This is a genomic window from Paenibacillus sp. Y412MC10 (assembly GCF_000024685.1).
Lineage (GTDB): Bacteria > Bacillota > Bacilli > Paenibacillales > Paenibacillaceae > Paenibacillus_AQ > Paenibacillus_AQ lautus_A.
This window is the reverse complement of sequence record NC_013406.1, coordinates 4,870,033-4,887,701: the sequence shown is the minus strand read 5'-3', so window position 1 is coordinate 4,887,701 and position 17,669 is coordinate 4,870,033. Positions and strand designations below refer to the sequence as shown.

Here is a 17,669-nt window from a genome sequence, read left to right as displayed (position 1 = left end):
TTTTTTTCATGTCGAGGCGAGGGTAAGCGCAGCGTCCCCGATAACCACCGGCTCGCCTGCAGCCATGGAGGCTAGAGCGGCAAGTGCGATGCGAAGCGCTTCATATGCGTCTTCGGCGGAAACCAGCGGTTCGCTGCCGTCGCGGATGCACGACATAAAGTGTTCCAGTTCCCGGTAATAGGGGCTTCGTTCAAGCGGGCTTTCCGGAACGGAGACGCCGGGAATCGTTGCGGCACTGCTCCGCGATTTGAAGAGAAGCGGGCTGTCCTTGGCACTATCATAGTCAATGATGCCGCTGGTGCCCGCCATCTCCAAATTCATGGAGAAGCCGTCATGGGCCCAGGTGCCCTCCACATGAGCGATGACGCCGCTGCGGAAGCGAAGGGTCACCAGCGAATAATCCAGCTGAGCCTGGAGGCGGCCGTTCAGCCCCTTGGCATAGACACGCTCAACTTCTCCGAAGCACCAGCGCAGGTAATCAAAATCATGGATCATCGCATCCAGCGTAATGCCGCCGCTCGCTCCAAAATCGCTGTACCAATGGTTCCAGCCGATCGGATAACCGCCGCCGCGGCCTGCCCGGATGACGGCAGGTTTGCCGATGCTGCCTTGATCGAGCAGCGACTTGGCCTTCACGTATTCCGGGAAGAAGCGCAGCACATGACCGACAAACAAGCGTACGCCCTTATCACGGCAGTAGTTGATCATGAATCGCGCGTCTTCTTCGGTTCTTGCCAGCGGTTTCTCGCATATGACATGCTTGCCGATGTCCGCCGCTTTGACAACGTAGTCCTTATGAAGCGGGGTTGGCAGGCAGACGTCGATGACATCAATCTGCCCTGCACCCAAATCCTCTACCGCCGCTTCGAACGAACGATAGGCGCCTGCTTCATATTCGTCCGCAAGCTGCCTCGCTTTCTCCAGCCGGATATCGGCGATGCCGGCAAGCTTCACTCCCGGCATCGAGGCATAGGCGGCGGCATGGGTTTTTCCCATGGCGCCTGCCCCAATGACTAACACGTGTAACATTTATCGTACACTCCTTTTTTACTTGGTGGGCTGATTCAGGCGTTATCCTTTGATCCCATTCATGGCTATGCCTTCAATGAAATACCGCTGAAGGAAGATGAACAGGATGATGATGGGAAGGGTGGCCATCAAGGCCCCGGCCATCAGCAGCGGATAATCGGTGGAATGCTGCCCCTGGAAGCTGGATATCCCGATCGAAAGCACACGCATCTCCTCGGAGCTCGTCATAATGAGCGGCCACAGCAGATCGTTCCATGAGGCTAAGATGGTGAAAATCGCCAGCGAGACGAGTGCGGCCTTGGATAACGGCAAGTAGATATTCCAGTAGATCCGGAAATAGCTGCACCCGTCGATTTTGGCGGCTTCCTCCAGATCCTTCGGCAGCGTCATGAAGAACTGTCTTAGCAAGAACGTGCCGAAGGCGCTGAATATGCCGGGTACGATAAGCACGTAAAACGTGTCGAGCCAGTTGAACTCGCGCATGATGACAAAGCTCGGAATCATAACGACTTGGGAAGGTACCATCAATACGGCCAGGAGGGCGAGAAAAATGGCATTCTTGAACGGGAACCTCAAGCTGGCGAAAGCATAGGCTGCCAGCGAGCACAGAATGAGCTGGCCCGCGGTGCGACCCACCGTCACGATGACGGTGTTCAAATAATAAGTGCCGAAATCAATGGTTTGGATGACACGAAGGTAGTTGTCCGGATGCCATTCCACAGGCAGCCATTTCGGCGGAACGGACATGGAGTCGGCAAAGGACTTGAAGGATGTCGAGATCATCCACAGAAACGGCATGATCATGAGCAGCGCCCCGACGGCTAACAGGATGTGTACCGCCAGGCGGCTTGCTTTTTCAGCTTGGGTTGAAGTAGTCACGTCTACGCACCTCCTGTTATTGGTAATGGACCCAGCGCTTCTGAATGTACATCTGAACCATGGTGATGATCAGAATGACCACAAAGAGAATGAAGGCTTGCGCCGAAGCGTACCCCATGTTGAAGTATTTGAATCCGTCTTCCCAGATGCTGTATACCACCGTCCGGGTGGACTCGAGCATCGTGGTCTGCTGATCCATCATGATGAAGATCAGGTCAAACACCTGGAACGAATTGATGAAGGACATGACCAAGACAAAGAACAAACTGGGCGTGAGCAGAGGCAGCGTAATCCGGAAGAACTTATACAGCGTCCCCGCTCCGTCAAGCGAAGCCGCTTCATAGTAGCTGCCGGAGATGCCCTGCAGACCCGAGAGCAGAATGACGGCGTTATAACCGATGCTGCTCCACACGCTGACAAGCACGATGGAGAACAAGGCGAATTTCTCGTCAAACAGCCAGTTGGGCTGCGGCAGGTTCATGACGCCCAGCACATGGTTGATTAATCCGAATTCGGAATTGTACAACCATTTCCACACCATGCCGACCGCGATCGGCATGGTGATGACGGGAATGAAATAGAGCGTGCGGTAGAAGACCATACCCTTGATCTTCTGGTTCAGCAGCACCGCCAGCACCGTTGCCAGTGCAACGGATAACGGTACCGTACCGATGGTATACAGCATCGTGTTCAGCATGGAGCCGGTGAATTTGTCGTCCTTCATCAAATTCGCAAAGTTATCAAGCCCGATGAATTGGGGGGCAGTCAGTCCGTCCCAGGAAGTAAACGACAGAAACAGGGAGGCGGCGGAAGGTGCCATGTAGAACAGACCGAGGCCCAGCACGACAGGCAGAATGAAGATGTATCCCCACATGGCTTCGTGAAAGGCAAGTTTCCCGACCTTTCGCTTGGCCGTCGTTTCAGGAGGTTTCGTGGTCACAGTGATGGGAGAGCTCACAGGCTGCACCGTCCTTTCTTAGGTTCCGTATTGGAAGGGGCTGTTCGTTAATTGGTTTCCGTCGCAAGGATGGCATTCATCTGCTCACCGGCATTTTTCAAAGCCTCTTCAAACGTTTTCTTGCCGAGGAAAGCGGCCTGGATTTCCTTCACTTCCGCGTCCTGCCACTCTGCGGTTTTTTGGGATACGGGATACGGGACGGCAAACTCCAGGCTGTCGACGAACACTTGCAGATCAAGCGAAGGAATGGATTTCAGCCATCCTCCCTCCGTGCCTTTGTAAGCAGGCATCGAGAAGCCCGAGTCGGCCAGCAATTCCTGTCCTTCCTTGCCGGATAGAATCTGAATCAATTCCCAGGACTCCTGCTCGACCTTGGTTTTGCCGTTGATGGCCCAGCTGAGCCCATGGACGATGGACGCCTTTTCCTTTCCGGCGGGCAGAACCGCGACGCCCAGCTTGTCGCCAAGCAGCTTGTGCAGTTCCGGAGAGTTGACGGAGATTCCCGGGAACATGGCGGCTTTGCCCGATCCGAACAGCTGGCGCGACTTGGTTTCAAGCTGCTGCTGCGCATTCGGAGAGTAGCCTTTTTCAATCAGGCTCTGCTGCCATTTGAATGCCGAAAGAGCTTCCGGCGTATCGTAACCGGACGTTTTTTTATCGTCGGATATCACGAATCCGCCGGCCTGGGCAATATAGTTGTAATAACCGATTTGGCTGTCGATCGGCGTAATGTAACCGTAGATTCCGTTCGATTTATCCGTCAGCTTGGCTGCGTTCTCTTCTACCGTTTCCCAGGTCCAGGTATCGTCCGGATAGGGCAGCCCGGCCTTGTCAAATAGTTCTTTGTTGTAGAAAAGTCCTACGGAATCCTGGAAGTAAGGAAGTCCGTGAAGCTTGCCTTGATAGGTGTACATATCGACGAGCGCTTCGGTATAAACCGAGGTGTCGAGCCCGCTTTGCTCAATCAGGGGGGACAGGTCTTTGATCAGACCGGAGGAGGCATACGAGTGAAAGTTGGGTCCGTTCATCCAGTAGACGTCGGGACCACTGTTGCCGGCGAGGCTGGTTTTAAGCTTGGTCCAATAATCCGCCCATGGGGTGTAGGTCACCTTCACTTGTACATTGGGGTGCTTCTCATTGAAAATTTTGATGGATTTGTCCAGCGTGTCCCGCACATTTTCGTCCCACAGGGCAACGTTGATGACCTTCTTGCCATTATCTCCTCCGGAGGCATTGCCGCCCCCGCAGGCGGACAGCAGGGCGGAGAACACGAACAGTACCGAAATCAGGACAGACATTCTTTTTTTCATCAAATAACCCTCCTTGAATTCACATGGTTTTTATCAAGCGTTGATGGTCGTATGGCTTGTTCGAAGTGAATCGATCCCCCAAAGCGCCCCCTTTGTGTTTGAGTATAAAAAGCGATAGTTATTCCAATTGTCGAAAAAAGTTAACATCCATATGCTATCTATCTTGACAGAATAACCAGCTTCTATTGCGAAAGATTATATAATTACCTTGTTTATTTTTCAAGATAGCGATTTCAAATCCTTTTAAATTCTTTTTTTCACAATATGAGAGAGTCGTTATCAAATCTTACGCCGTATGTTATTTCGATGAATGGAATAAGTTTATATCCACTTGTTGAAAATGTTATAGTGGTTCTAACCTCATTTTTCCGATACAGAAAGTCGCACTACAATGAAGAACCCATAGAAAGGTTGAACTTGCTTGAACAATATGAAAAAAGGCAATCACAAGCTGATCCAGGCGCTAAACCGGTCCAAGGTGCTGAACAAGATCCGTACGGAAGGCCCTATATCCAGAATCGAACTGGCCAAAAAAAACAAGCTGAGTCCCTCCACGGTGGCATCGGCCGTTCAAGAACTGATCAGGGAAGGCTACGTTTCCGAAATTGGAACAGGCTCCTCCAGCGGCGGTAGAAAACCCATACTGCTTAAATTCAATCCGGATAATCACTTCCTGTTAGCCGTAAGCATAACGAATTCGGTCATGATCCTGGCCCGGATGAATCTGGAGGCGAAGGTGTTCGCGAAGGAAACGCACCCTATAGCCGGACTCCAGGGAGAAGCGGTTATCGAACGGCTGCTGCAGCTGATGGATGATTTCATGGCAGGTCAAGAGGATCTGGAACGGTGCGTCGGTATTTCCATTAACGTCCCCGGCATTGTGAGCGACAGCCATGGCGTCGTGCACTATAACACGAAACTGCGGATGACGAATGTTCCATTGAAACGGATATTTGAAGACCGCTACGGAATGCGGACCTGGGTTGAGAATGACATGAATTCCGTTGTGCTTGCCGAACGCCGGTTCGGCGATTACGCGTTCGCGAATCTGATCTATATATCCATCGGGGACGGGCTTGGTTCCGGTATTTTGATTAACGATCATCTCCTAAGAGGCAAGCATGGCGGTGCCGGGGAATTCGGGCATACGAGCGTGAATCGCAGCGGAATCCGCTGCGAATGCGGCAATGCAGGCTGCCTCGACAGCTATATCAGCTGGATTGCCGTGTATTCCCGCATTATTACGGCAATCGCAACGGGAAGGCCGACAATGATCCAGGAGCTGAGCGGAGGGGATTACAGTAAAATTGTTCCGTCCGTATTCAAGGAAGCCCTTCGCAAGGGGGACAAGCTGGCGAGGGATCTGAATGAAGAAGTGGCCGAGCACTTGGGAGCGGCCATCGTCAACCTGGTGAACATGTTTAATCCCGAGGCGTTGATATTAGGCGGGGATTTGGCGCATGGAAATCCCGAATTGCTGGACATGGTCAGCGTATATATCGACCGGCATGCGATGCCGATTCTGAAGGATGACATGGTTTTCGGCTTGGCATCCCTGGGCGAGGAGGACAAGCTGATGGGTGCGGCTTCGGTCCTGCTGCAGGACCTGCTGGGCTTCTCTTTGATGGAATAATGGATTTGACAACGTTTCCATCTGCACGTTATCTTTGGTTAAATGCATAAGCAGAAAGGGGAGAAGATGCTTGGAGAAGTACATTCTGGCGCTTGACCAAGGAACGACAAGCTCGCGCGCGATCCTGTTTAACCGCGAAGGGCAAATCGTTCACTCCGCTCAAAGGGAATTTCCGCAGTATTTTCCGAAGCCCGGTTGGGTGGAGCAGAATGCCAACGAAATATGGGGCTCGATTCTGGCGGTCATTGCGACTTGCTTATCCGAAGCGGGCGTGAAGACGGAGCAGATTGCCGGCATCGGAATTACGAATCAGCGGGAGACCGCCGTGGTATGGGACCGCAAGAGCGGTGAACCGATCTATCCCGCCATCGTATGGCAATCTCGCCAGACGGCCGGCATATGCGAGGAGCTCATTGCAGCAGGCCATGACGCGACGGTTAGGGAGAAGACGGGACTTCTGATCGATCCCTATTTCTCGGGAACGAAGATCAAATGGATCCTCGATCATGTGGACGGCGCGCGCGAACGGGCCAAGCGAGGAGAGATTATATTCGGGACCATCGACACCTGGCTGATCTGGAAGCTGTCGGGCGGCCAGGTGCATGTAACCGATTATTCCAACGCATCGCGTACGATGCTCTATAACATCCACGAATTGAAATGGGATGAGGAGCTGCTGCAGCTGCTGGACATCCCCAAGGCCATGCTGCCTGAGGTCAGGCCGTCATCCGAAATCTATTCCAATACGGCATCCTATCACTTCTTCGGGCGAGAGGTTCCGATTGCCGGAGCGGCCGGCGATCAGCAAGCGGCGCTGTTCGGCCAGACCTGCTTCTCCGAAGGCATGGTGAAGACGACCTACGGAACAGGCAGCTTTATGCTGATGAATACCGGCGATAAGCCGGTTCAATCCGAGCATGGGCTGATCACCACGATCGCCTGGGGACTGGATGGCCGCGTACAATACGCGCTTGAGGGCAGCGTCTTCGTGGCGGGCTCCGCGATACAGTGGCTGCGCGACGGGCTTCGAATGTTCCGCGAAGCCAAGGACAGCGAGCCCTATGCAAGACGGGTCCAATCCACCGAAGGCGTCTATGTGGTGCCGGCTTTTGTCGGTCTTGGCAGTCCGTATTGGAACAGCGATGTGCGGGGGGCGGTCTTCGGCCTGACGCGAGGCACGTCGAAGGAGCATTTCATCCGTGCAACCCTCGAGTCGCTTGCATATCAAACGCGCGATGTCCTATCCGTGATGGAAGAGGATTCGGGCTTTCATATCGAATCCCTGCGGGTGGATGGAGGAGCGGTGTCCAACGCCTTTCTTATGGAATTCCAAAGCGACATCCTGAACGTCCCGGTGGAAGTGCCGGACATTACGGAGACAACGGCGCTCGGTGCAGCTTACCTGGCAGGGCTCGCGGTCGGCTTCTGGAAGGATCAGGAGGAGATATGCAGCAAGTGGAGAACGGGGCAGAGCTTCACACCAACCATGGAGGAAAACGCAAGAGAGCAATTATACGGCGGCTGGAAAAAAGCCGTTTATGCGGCAATGGCTTTTCATTAGCATTTTATATGGTATAATGATCAATAAGTGAATAGATGTCTGGAGACTTGGAGAGACCACTAGGCGCGGATACCTCATGTAATGGGGTTGTTACCGCGTGTTCGTGGTCTCTTTTTTGCTGTCTTTTTTCATGGGGAAGGTAACGATAGATAAAAACAGGGTAAAGCATACTGGGAGGGATTCAATGTGGAGCAGTCACAGTCGTTTTCAAGTTTGGACCGCGGGCATCGATTTCAAAGAATAGCAGAGGGCACCTACGATCTGATCGTGATCGGCGGCGGAATCACCGGTGCGGGGATTGCACTGGATGCGGTCACGCGCGGCATGTCGGTGCTGCTGGTGGAAATGCAGGATTTTGCGGCGGGAACGAGCAGCCGTTCCACCAAGCTGGTGCATGGCGGGCTGCGGTATTTGAAGCAGTTTGAAGTCGGCATGGTGGCGGAGGTAGGCAAAGAACGGGCCGTGGTGTACGAGAACGGGCCGCACGTAACGACCCCGGAATGGATGCTGCTGCCGATACACCAGGGCGGCACCTTCGGGAAGTTTAGTACCTCCATCGGTTTAATGGTGTATGATTTCCTGGCCGGCGTGAAGCGGGGAGAACGGCGATCCATGCTGTCCGCCTCCGAGACGTTAAAGCGGGAGCCGCTTCTGAAGCAGGAGGGCCTGAAGGGCGGCGGCTATTACGTGGAATACCGGACGGACGACGCCAGGCTGACGCTGGAGGTCATGAAGGAGGCAGCAGCAAGAGGGGCGGTTCTGTTTAACTACGCCAAGGCGGAGTCGCTGAATTATGATGCGAATGGGCGGATTACCGGGGTTACGGTAAGGGATATGCTCGGCGGCGCTGTGAAGTCCGTCTCCGGCACCAAAATCGTAAATGCGGCCGGGCCTTGGGTGGACCAAGTGCGCGAAATGGATAAGTCCAGGAAGGGAAAAATGCTTCAGCTGACCAAAGGGGTTCATCTGGTCATCGACCAATCCAGGTTCCCGCTTCGCCAGGCGGTCTACTTCGATACGCCCGACGGCAGGATGGTGTTTGCCATTCCCCGGGACGGGAAGACCTATGTCGGCACAACCGACACGGTTTATAAGGCGGATCCCGTACGTCCCTTGATCACGGTGGAAGACCGGGATTATATTTTGAAGGCCATCCATTACATGTTTCCGGGCGTAAAGCTAAGTCCGGCAGACGTTGAATCGGGATGGGCCGGGGTCCGGCCTCTGATTCTGGAGGAAGGCAAGAGCCCGTCCGAAATTTCCCGCAAGGATGAAATTTGGGAATCCCCCTCCGGCCTGATCACCATTGCGGGAGGGAAGCTGACCGGGTATCGGAAAATGGCGGACACCGTCGTTGACCTGGTAGCGAAACGGATTCAAGAAAGCGGCGGGAAGGCATATGGCGCCAGCGTAACGAAAAATCTGCCGATTTCCGGCGGTCAGGTTGGCGGTTCCAGCCAATTCCCGGATTTTGTCCGCAAGCAGACGGAGATCGGCGCGGCGCAAGGAATTGACCGTAAGCTTGCCGAGCACTGGGCGCGAATGTACGGCTCAAACGCAGCGGAATTGTTCCGCTTGGCCAAGGAAGGCTCCGATCAGGCGGAGGCGTCGGCGCTTCCGGTGTCGGTATTGGTTCCGCTGATGTATGCCATCAAGCATGAGATGGCATCGAAGCCGGCCGACTTTTTTATCCGCCGCACGGGGTCTCTCTTGTTTCATATCGACTGGACGAGAAAATGGAAGGTGCCCGTGATCAATTATATGGCTACCGTACTGGGCTGGAGCGAACAGCAGAGAACCGAGTACACCAGGGAACTGGATGAGGAGCTGGCTTCGGCCGCGCAGCCGGCCGCTAACGAATCGCCGGCCCAGGCTCCGATTCCGCCAAATGCTTCAAAGGCCAAACTTTCGTCTTAACCGGCCGGCCGTGAGAGGGGGGATGGGTCAGCCCGTCTACCCCGAACATATAGAAGTAAGGGCACTGGTATGATAATCTATATACGTTCACACTTGAGAGGAGAGATCACCCGATGAACCACAAAGCGTATGAAGGATCGTATCAGGGAGAGCGCGCGGTTTGGCTCCAGCATGGCCCTTATGAAGCGGCGATATTGCCTGAAATCGGAGGCAATCTCATCGCTTTCAGGGATAACGTAAGCGGTTACCGGTTCCTGCGCGAGCCAGAAGAGAACGAAATGGAAGCGTTCAAAGCCAGTCCGGGCGTTCACGGCATTCCTGTTCTCTTTCCGCCTAACCGATATGAGGACGGACGGTTTCCTTGGAACGGACAAACCTATCAACTCCCGGTAAATGAAGAAGAGACGGGCAATCACCTCCATGGTTTTTTACATACGACCCCTTGGAGTGTCGAGGATTATGGCAGCAGCGAGACCGAGAGTTATGTGGTGGTCTCCGTCACGGTTGACGAGCATCATCCGGTGTACGCCATGCTTCCGCATCACTTCACCTTCCGGCTTCGCTACACGCTGAATCAGGACGGCTTGGCCCAGCATGTGTTTATACGGAATCAGGGTACCAGCAGCATGCCGTGCCTGCTAGCCTTCCATACGGCGATCAATGCTCCCTTTGCCCCGGAAAGCACGGCGGATGATTGCGTCGTGAGAATCACCATTGGCGAGCGGTGGGAGATGAGCGACCGGATGCTGCCGACCGGCAAGTTCCAAGCGCTGACGGCAGAAGAAAAGCTGCTTCGCACGAGCGGCGTGAATCCCTATTTCGATTCGATGGACAACCATTATACGGCCGTTCCGCAAAACGGCAGAAACCGCATGGAGCTGACGGATACCAAGCTAGGCAAAACATTCGTTTACGATGTCGGCAACTCGTATAAGCAGTGGATGGTATGGAACAGCAAGGCGTCCCGCAAATTTTTCTGTCCTGAACCGCAGATCAACCTGGTTAATGCACCGAACACGGACTTGCCTGCGGACGAGATCGGGTTGTTCGGTTTGGCGCCGGGCGAGATTTGGGAGGCAAGCTCCCGTTTGTATCTTAAGAATTAGGGGAAGGGCCCCTTCCTTAAAAAAGCGTATGGATGGAAGCACCCGAAACGACAGGGGTGTTAACGATCCATACGCTTTATGTTTGTATGATGCCTTGTTCAACCGCCTGTCGAAGACAAGGAAGCCGGCTCGTGTTTGCGTCGGCGGCTGCGCCTCATCCGATCCGGGATGACGAAGAAGGCGACATGCATGAGGATGAACAGCGATAACGCGATAAGTTCTTCTACAACAATATAAACGGGATGCGGCCCCAGCAGATCGAGCAGCGAAGCCGTATCCGGCTTGCGCATCAGGAACATATAGTTCGAACCGACAGCGAGGTTGACCAGACCGACTAAAAGTGCGGACACGTTAAGAAAGACCATCGTCCAGGCGATGGATTTCCAGGTGGGACGGTACCCCCGAACCCATGTCATATACAATGCCGTCATGATGATCGCGATATGGACAACAAAGAAATGAAAGAACCGGAAGTGCGGAAAAGGGTATCCCAAATTAGGGGTTAATACAGCTTGCAGGGCTCCCCCGATTCCCGCAAAGTAAACCAGCGGGTATAAGCGGCGTTTATCCGTAAGCAGGATGGCGATGGAGAGGAACAGGGTCAGACTGCACAACTCCAAGGGAAGCGAAGTGGCTGGATCCCATATTCCCGTTGACACATACCAGACATGAAGGGAAGCTTCTGGCAACGCAAGGGCAGCGAGCAGGCCCCATCTTACGGTCTTTTGCAGAGAAGGCTTGGAGGCGATGGCAGTCCTGAACAGGTACAGCAGCAGGCCAAGGATGATGCATATGCCAATGGCTATCCAATGTTCAACGGAAAAGGCAGCAAACGCTTCCGGGTATTGCGGATCAAAATAAGATTCGATGCATGACCACTCCTTTTTGAATGTACATAAGATTTTATTCGATATTACCATAATGTGGGTTATTCATATATACCCGAAGCGCGTTTGGGAAGGAAATCGTCCGCGTCGCTAATGTATCTATGTAGAACAGACGCCAAGAACAAAAAGTCTGCTAAAATCATGCCAACGCAAGAAGATCCCGCCTCCGAATGTAACGGATACGGGATCTTCTCTTGTCCTGCGCCAGATTCAAGGTATACGCCGCTGCTCGCTTAAACCGGCTGTTTGACTTCAGCAACCAGGCGCTTCAGCGATTCCTGCTTCCATCTGGGAATTCGAAGATGTTTAGCGGAAGGCGCCTTTTCCCCGAAATAAACGATGCCTTGCTCTACCGTAGTTATTTTGTCTACGTTGACGTAGCAGTTGCCGCCGACATGATAGAACTGTTTACCGGACAGCAGGGATGCGATTTTTTCGGCAGTCATTCTCTTTTTAATATTATAGTTCCTGCCGTGAAAGCTGACCAAACCGTGCGATCCGGTTTTAAAGAACAGAATGTCTGTCTCCACCACGAAGTCCTCATACATGTTGCGGGATTCCGATACGTGCTTCATCATTCTGCTTCCCCCTTTTCCAAGATCAACATTTGATAACGCTTACATTCTAACATGTTTTGCTTGGGGTTTAAAGAACTTTTTATTTTGCATGAAAAAAAGCCCCGTCCCGCGAGGGTAGGGGCTTTGCCTGGTGTTCAAGGTGCAGCAGGTGTTAAGGTGTCTCTGTAGCATCTGCCGGTGCTTCTGCTGGAGCTTCAGCAGGAGCTTCTTCCAGGGTATTCGTGATGGTAGCTTTATCCTTCAGCTCTTGAATGTAGGCTGTGGATTCGGCATAGACCTTCTGGTTCTCAAGCTGGCTGCGGATTTCTTCCTTCTTGTCTTCCAAGGTAGGATTCGTTGCTTCCTTACGATCGGTAACCTTGATGATGTGGTATCCGAAGGAGCTCTTCACCGGTTCGCTGATTTCATCTTTCTTCAGTTTGAACGCCGCTTCTTCAAATGCGGGGTCCATTTCGCCGCGTCCGAAGAAATTCAGGTCGCCGCCGGTATCCTTGGTTGCATCCTGGTTTTTCTCTTTAGCAATCGTTGCGAAGTCAGCGCCTTCCTTCAGCTGCTTCACGATGGCTTCGGCTTCTTCCTTGGTCTCAACCAGGATGTGGGAAGCGCGAACCTGCTCAGGCGTTGCGAAGCTTTCTTTGTTTTGGTCATACACTTCTTTGACTTCTTCGTCGGTTACCTTGATTTTGTCGGCCATCAGCTTTTTAAGCTCAACCTGGGTTTTGGTCTGCTCCTTCAGGTTGTCGAGCGTCATGCCGTTTTGCTGCAGAGCCATATTGAATTGTTCCTCGGAAGGGAAGGAGGCCTTCAGCGCATCCACTTCTTTATTCACATCGGCATCGGTCACCGTAATGGACTTGTTCTTCAGTTCCTGCTGGATCAATTCCTCCGTGATCATGGAATTCAGCGTTTGTTTGCCGCCTACGCTGACAAGCTCATCGTACAGATTATCCTTGGTAATGTTAACGTCGTTGACTTTAGCTATAGCTTCATTGCCGGATCCCTTGGCAAACGGAGGTACGATCAGGACGACGATTAAGGCAGCCGCCAAAACCAGCGACGCGATCATCCAGCCTTTGCTTCCGTTGCCGCCGCCATCTGCAGGTGGCTGTTCATCGTAATGCGGTTGATCTCCCGAATGCATAACGGCTGGGTGTTCGTTCTCATCCTTGTACAGCTCGTCGGACTCCGGATAGGTGGAATCTATTCTTTCTTCTTCATGAGGCAAGCCGCCTTGATCTTGTTGGTTATTCTCTTTCTCTTGGGCTTGTCCCTGATCATCCTCGGGCTGTCCCGGATGGTTTGGCTGCAAATCGTTATCTTTCATGTAATGATTGACTCCCTTCGACTGCATATAATAATGAGTTGTTCATTCTTTTATCACTTTACCAGATAAGCCTACGGTTTACCTTAAGAAAAAATAAAAATTGAAAATATAAACGAAAAGTGGTTCCTGCCTACAGAATCAGCATTCCCGCCACGCCGCAAAGAATCCCAAGCAGGACGACGGAGGCAGTAACAAACCACAAAACTCTTTTAGGGAATGAACGCCTCACCATAAGCAGAGACGGAAGACTGACAGCCGGCAGTGTCAGAAGCAGCGCCGCGGCCGGACCCGCCCCCAGGCCTGCTGCCATAAAAGCCTGGATGATCGGGATTTCCGCCGCGGTCGGAATGACGAACAGCATTCCCATCACGGAGAAGAAGATGACGGCCAAGAGCGTGTTCCCCGCTGCCGCTCCCAAATGCGGGAACATCCATGCCTGCATGGCGCCAAGGAGCAGCACGGCTATAAAGTAAGCCGGGACCACCCGAACCAGCATCTGCCCGATGCTGGTTAACCAGCGTTTCCACAGCGGACGCTCATCGGTTTGATCCGTGCTCTGAGGCGCATCGATCTCCACGGGATCCGCTTCCTTGGCGAAGCGGTTTGCCAGGTAGCTGACGCCGAAGGTTAGCAGGATGCCGAAGATCAATCGCAGCACGGTGAATTTCCATGATAAAACAAAGGTCATGAAGACGAGCGTCGCCGGATTGATGGTTGGATTGCCGATCCAGAACGCGAGAGCAGAGCCGACCGACACCTTTTTCTTGCGCAGACCGATCGCGATCGGTGCGGCGCAGCAGGAGCACATCATGCCCGGAATGGAGGCGATTCCTCCAATCGCCGTGCTGCCGAAGGTCGTTTTGCCAAGGACCCGAAGCAGCCATTGGGATGGCAGCAGCGACTGGACCAGAGTCCCGAGCAGAATGCCGAGCACCGCCGCTTTCCAAACCGCTTTAAAATAGGTGAGCGCATAATTCCAGGCTGCCTGCCAAGAAGGGGCGGCATCGCCAGGGTCCATGCCTAATATGGAAGAGCCGATGCTGTGCTCCATAATAGCTTTGAGCGCTTTATCGTAGTAAGGCCACCACTTCACGTAGGTAAGGCCTGTTGCTGCTATGATGACGAAGATGGTGATGAGCCAGACGGTTCTTCTGCGATCCGTATGATTCAAGGCCCTTCCACCGTCGCTTGAGTGATTCATAATCTGTATTCCCCCGATGTATCGTGAAATGATTTACATATCCAATCAAATAGTATATCACATTGTCGGCAGGTTGCAGAAAGATATTCCCGGTAATTGCAAGAAATAGGAAGACCGTTAGACTTGAAGCAGCCGATTTCATATAATATAGATATTGTGTGCTTGAACAAGTGTTAGCTAAACGGATGAATATCAGATGATCCCCGGTGTAGATGAGACGTTATCCAAGCATCCACGCCGGGGTTGTTGCATGTGCTTTGCCTAAAATCACTCTTAAGACGAAGGGAAGACCCATGATGAGTCAATCGGACAAAATAAAACTAACCTCGTATTCCTCCAAAGGAGGCTGCGGCTGTAAGATCGGACCTGCCGATCTGGCACAGGTCATCCGCAAGCTTCCGCAAGCCGAGCCGAATCCTAATTTATTGGTTGGTCTGGATACCAGCGATGATGCGGGCGTATACCGTCTCACGGATGATCTGGCCATGGTGCAGACCGTCGATTTCTTTACGCCGATCGTGGATGACCCTTATGATTTCGGTCAGGTGGCCGCGGCGAATGCCATCAGCGATATCTATGCCATGGGCGGCAAACCGCTGACCGCCTTGAATATCGTAGCATTCCCGATATCGACGCTGGACAAGCAGGTCTTGACGGATATTTTGAGAGGTGCAGGAGATAAATTGAAGGAAGCGGGGGTTACCCTGGTTGGCGGACACTCCATTGATGACAAAGAGCCGAAATTCGGCCTTGCCGTAACGGGGACCGTGCACCCGGACCGGGTAAGAACCAATGCCGGAGCCAAGCCGGGCGATGCCTTGATTCTGACGAAGCCGATTGGCGTGGGCATCCTGACGAGTTCCATCAAGAAGGATCTGTTAAGTGAAGAAGAGATTCGCCGCGTTACGGCCGTCATGGCGGCACTGAACAAAACGGCTGCCGAGACGATGGAGCCTTATGATGTGCATGCCTGCACCGACGTGACGGGGTTCGGTCTCCTTGGCCATGCGCTCGAAATGGCCAAAGGCAGCGGCACGGGCATCCGGATTTCCAAGCCTTCCGTTCCCATTCTGGAAAGGGTTCGGGAAATGGCCGACGGAGGCGTCATTCCGGGCGGCACCAAAAACAATTATGAACACGTGAAGGACGACGTGGATTTCCCGGATAGCATGGACCAGATCGATAAATGGATATTGTGCGATGCCGTGACGTCAGGGGGACTGCTCATTGCCGTTGACGGCTCGCAGGCCGAAGCATTACTGGCGGAGCTTCGCCAAGCCGGGCTGGAAGCCGGCAGAATCGGAGAAGTCGTACATGACCATCCGAATCGCATTGTCGTTGAGGCGTAACATGAGCCGGGTTTTGTTTGTGTAACCATAAAGGAGCGAACAGACATGTTTCAAGACATCACCGTGAAAGAATTATTGGAACTGCAAAACAGCAAGAAGATTACTTTGATTGATGTCCGTTCCCCTTCGGAATACAAGGACTCCACCATTCCGGGGAGTCTGAACATTCCGGTCTTCAATGATGAAGAACGGGCGGAGATCGGGACGATTTACAAGCAGGTGAGCGTGGATGCGGCCAAAGAGCGGGGGCTCGCCATCATGTCGGCCAAGCTACCCAGCTTCGTGAAGCAGTTCAAAGAGATCGAAGGAGATAAGGCGGTCTATTGCTGGCGCGGCGGCATGCGCAGCCGGACGGCTGCAACGGTGCTGTCCCTGATGGATATCCATGTCAATCGGATTACGGGTGGGATTAAGGCTTACCGGAAGTATGTGCTGGATACGCTTGAGCAGAAGAGTCTGGATGCGGAAGCGTTTGTTCTTCACGGATTGACGGGTACGGGCAAGACGGCAGTGCTAAGGCAGCTTCAGCAGGAAGGCTACCCCGTCGTGGACCTGGAAGGGCTCGCAGGCCACCGCGGCTCGATCTTCGGGCATATCGGCCTGCAGTCCAACAATCAGAAGACTTTCGATGCGGAATTGGTTGAACGGCTGAAGCAATTGGAAAATTCGCCTTATTTGTTATTTGAGGCCGAGAGCAAACGGATCGGCAAAATCGTCGTTCCCGATTTCCTAATGAAGAAGAAGGAGTCGGGCGTTGCCATCGTGTTGGAATTGCCGATGGCGGAGCGTGTTCGCCAGATACTGGAGGATTACAACCCTGCGGCTTATAAAGAGCAATATTTGGCGGCCTTTCAATTAATCAAGAACCGAATCCACACTCCGATCGCCGCGGAAATTGGCAAGTCTTTGGAGGAGGGAAGGTATGCTCAGGGAATACAGCTGCTGCTTGAGCATTATTATGATCCCAAATATAATTACTCCTTCAGTCAATATGAGGACAACGCTCCTATCGTTGTGGCGGTAGATCGGGTAGAAGAAGCGGTGGATGCCGTAAAAGACATACTGCGAAGCCGAATGCTGCACAAGACAGGCGCGTAAATGCCAGGATCGGTTGAGTGCGTAACGAGAAGGAGTTCCATTATGTCTCTTTATTTTGCGATCCGGTCCTGATTCGAATAGAACGACAGATCGCCCCTTAAGCATTAGCAGATACGAAGGTATCGCTTTTGCTTGAGGGGCGATTTTGCTTTTGAATATGAAATGCTCTTAGAGTGACGATAGAGCTTCCGAGATAGGCGTTTCGCCTGAAATCAGGTCGAAGGAACGCCGGAAGGTATGTTCTTCGTCCAGCGCCAACAAGATCGTTTTCGCCACATCCTCGCGCGGAATCGAGCCGCCCTTGATATTCTCCGCAGCCGTAATGCGGCCGGTACCAGGCTCATTCAAAAGTCCTCCCGGACGAATGATCGTATAGGAGAGGCTGCTGTGACGAAGCATTCGATCCGCGTAATGCTTGGCGGCATAATACGGTTTGATGTCCCCGTTCCAAGATTCTCGATGATGGGCCCCAATCGCGCTAATCATCACAAAGCGCGGGACCTTCGCCTCTTCGGCAGCTTCGACCATCTTGACGGCTCCGTCCAGATCGATCAGCAGCGTTTTGTCGTATCCGGTAGCTCCGCCAGAACCAGCCGTGAAAACCACTGCCTGGCAATCTCGTGCTGCTTCCGCCAGTTCCTTGACCGATCCTTCCAAATTCGCGATAACGCACTCTATTCCCGCTTCTCGATAATAGGCTGCCTGCTCCTCCCTCCGAACCATGGCTTTTACGCTATAGGCATCATGCTCATGCAGGAGAAACGTAAGCTGTTTGCCAATCTGGCCGTTCGCGCCGGCTACTAGAACCTTCATCATGACATGCTCCTTTTCTTTTGGGT

The 17,669-nt window shown here is 53.0% G+C and carries 15 protein-coding genes; 6 read left to right on the top strand and 9 right to left on the bottom strand.

The window, feature by feature from the left end:
- Window positions 1–6: 6 nt before the first annotated feature.
- The 4 genes from GYMC10_RS21225 to GYMC10_RS21210 are packed head-to-tail and all read right to left on the bottom strand — an operon-like array spanning window position 7 to window position 4,176.
- On the bottom strand, window positions 7–1,029 hold the full coding sequence (locus GYMC10_RS21225) for a Gfo/Idh/MocA family protein (protein WP_015736416.1): 1,023 nt from the start codon (window positions 1,027–1,029) through the stop codon (window positions 7–9).
- Window positions 1,030–1,071: 42 nt separating this feature from the next.
- Window positions 1,072–1,908, bottom strand: coding sequence for a carbohydrate ABC transporter permease (locus GYMC10_RS21220; protein ID WP_009589889.1), 837 nt, complete (start codon window positions 1,906–1,908; stop codon window positions 1,072–1,074).
- Between the two features lie 16 nt (window positions 1,909–1,924).
- A complete protein-coding gene (locus GYMC10_RS21215) occupies window positions 1,925–2,866 on the bottom strand; it encodes a carbohydrate ABC transporter permease (protein WP_015736415.1) in 942 nt (313 codons plus the stop codon).
- Between the two features lie 47 nt (window positions 2,867–2,913).
- A complete protein-coding gene (locus GYMC10_RS21210) occupies window positions 2,914–4,176 on the bottom strand; it encodes an ABC transporter substrate-binding protein (RefSeq protein ID WP_015736414.1) in 1,263 nt (420 codons plus the stop codon).
- 430 nt (window positions 4,177–4,606) lie between these two features.
- On the opposite strand from GYMC10_RS21210, the gene GYMC10_RS21205 reads away from it, so the two are divergent.
- The 4 genes from GYMC10_RS21205 (at window position 4,607) to GYMC10_RS21190 (ending at window position 10,393) form a co-directional block, all read left to right on the top strand.
- Window positions 4,607–5,809: an ROK family transcriptional regulator gene (locus GYMC10_RS21205; protein ID WP_041622234.1), complete on the top strand. Its 1,203-nt coding sequence runs from the start codon at window positions 4,607–4,609 to the stop codon at window positions 5,807–5,809.
- A 70-nt stretch (window positions 5,810–5,879) separates the two neighbouring features.
- On the top strand, window positions 5,880–7,370 hold the full coding sequence (gene glpK, locus GYMC10_RS21200) for a glycerol kinase GlpK (protein WP_015736412.1): 1,491 nt from the start codon (window positions 5,880–5,882) through the stop codon (window positions 7,368–7,370).
- A gap of 186 nt (window positions 7,371–7,556) precedes the next feature.
- Window positions 7,557–9,287 carry a glycerol-3-phosphate dehydrogenase/oxidase gene (locus tag GYMC10_RS21195; RefSeq protein ID WP_015736411.1) on the top strand — a complete coding sequence of 577 codons (1,731 nt, stop codon included), beginning with the start codon at window positions 7,557–7,559 and terminating at the stop codon, window positions 9,285–9,287.
- 113 nt (window positions 9,288–9,400) lie between these two features.
- On the top strand, window positions 9,401–10,393 hold the full coding sequence (locus tag GYMC10_RS21190) for an aldose 1-epimerase (RefSeq protein WP_015736410.1): 993 nt from the start codon (window positions 9,401–9,403) through the stop codon (window positions 10,391–10,393).
- 98 nt (window positions 10,394–10,491) lie between these two features.
- Here the strand turns inward: GYMC10_RS21190 and GYMC10_RS21185 are convergent, their stop codons facing one another.
- From GYMC10_RS21185 to GYMC10_RS21170, 4 genes are all read right to left on the bottom strand, one after another.
- On the bottom strand, window positions 10,492–11,313 hold the full coding sequence (locus tag GYMC10_RS21185; protein WP_015736409.1) for a TIGR02206 family membrane protein: 822 nt from the start codon (window positions 11,311–11,313) through the stop codon (window positions 10,492–10,494).
- Between the two features lie 200 nt (window positions 11,314–11,513).
- Entirely contained in the window at window positions 11,514–11,858 is a 345-nt protein-coding gene (locus GYMC10_RS21180) for a LytTR family transcriptional regulator DNA-binding domain-containing protein (protein ID WP_009590070.1), read from the bottom strand.
- A gap of 151 nt (window positions 11,859–12,009) precedes the next feature.
- A complete protein-coding gene (locus tag GYMC10_RS21175) occupies window positions 12,010–13,182 on the bottom strand; it encodes a peptidyl-prolyl cis-trans isomerase (protein WP_015736408.1) in 1,173 nt (390 codons plus the stop codon).
- Between the two features lie 130 nt (window positions 13,183–13,312).
- Window positions 13,313–14,383 (bottom strand): permease, encoded by a 1,071-nt coding sequence (locus GYMC10_RS21170; RefSeq protein WP_015736407.1) that lies wholly within the window; start codon window positions 14,381–14,383, stop codon window positions 13,313–13,315.
- A 293-nt stretch (window positions 14,384–14,676) separates the two neighbouring features.
- Here GYMC10_RS21170 and selD point away from each other — a divergent pair, with 293 nt between their 5' ends.
- Together selD and mnmH are read left to right on the top strand one after the other, a co-directional pair.
- Window positions 14,677–15,732 (top strand): selenide, water dikinase SelD, encoded by a 1,056-nt coding sequence (gene selD / locus GYMC10_RS21165; protein ID WP_015736406.1) that lies wholly within the window; start codon window positions 14,677–14,679, stop codon window positions 15,730–15,732.
- A gap of 45 nt (window positions 15,733–15,777) precedes the next feature.
- Window positions 15,778–16,830: a tRNA 2-selenouridine(34) synthase MnmH gene (mnmH, locus tag GYMC10_RS21160; RefSeq protein WP_015736405.1), complete on the top strand. Its 1,053-nt coding sequence runs from the start codon at window positions 15,778–15,780 to the stop codon at window positions 16,828–16,830.
- A gap of 168 nt (window positions 16,831–16,998) precedes the next feature.
- On the opposite strand, the gene GYMC10_RS21155 is transcribed toward mnmH, so the two are convergent.
- The gene (locus tag GYMC10_RS21155; RefSeq protein WP_036664020.1) at window positions 16,999–17,643 is read right to left on the bottom strand and encodes an SDR family oxidoreductase; all 645 of its coding nucleotides are present in this window, start codon (window positions 17,641–17,643) and stop codon (window positions 16,999–17,001) included.
- Window positions 17,644–17,669: the final 26 nt, after the last annotated feature.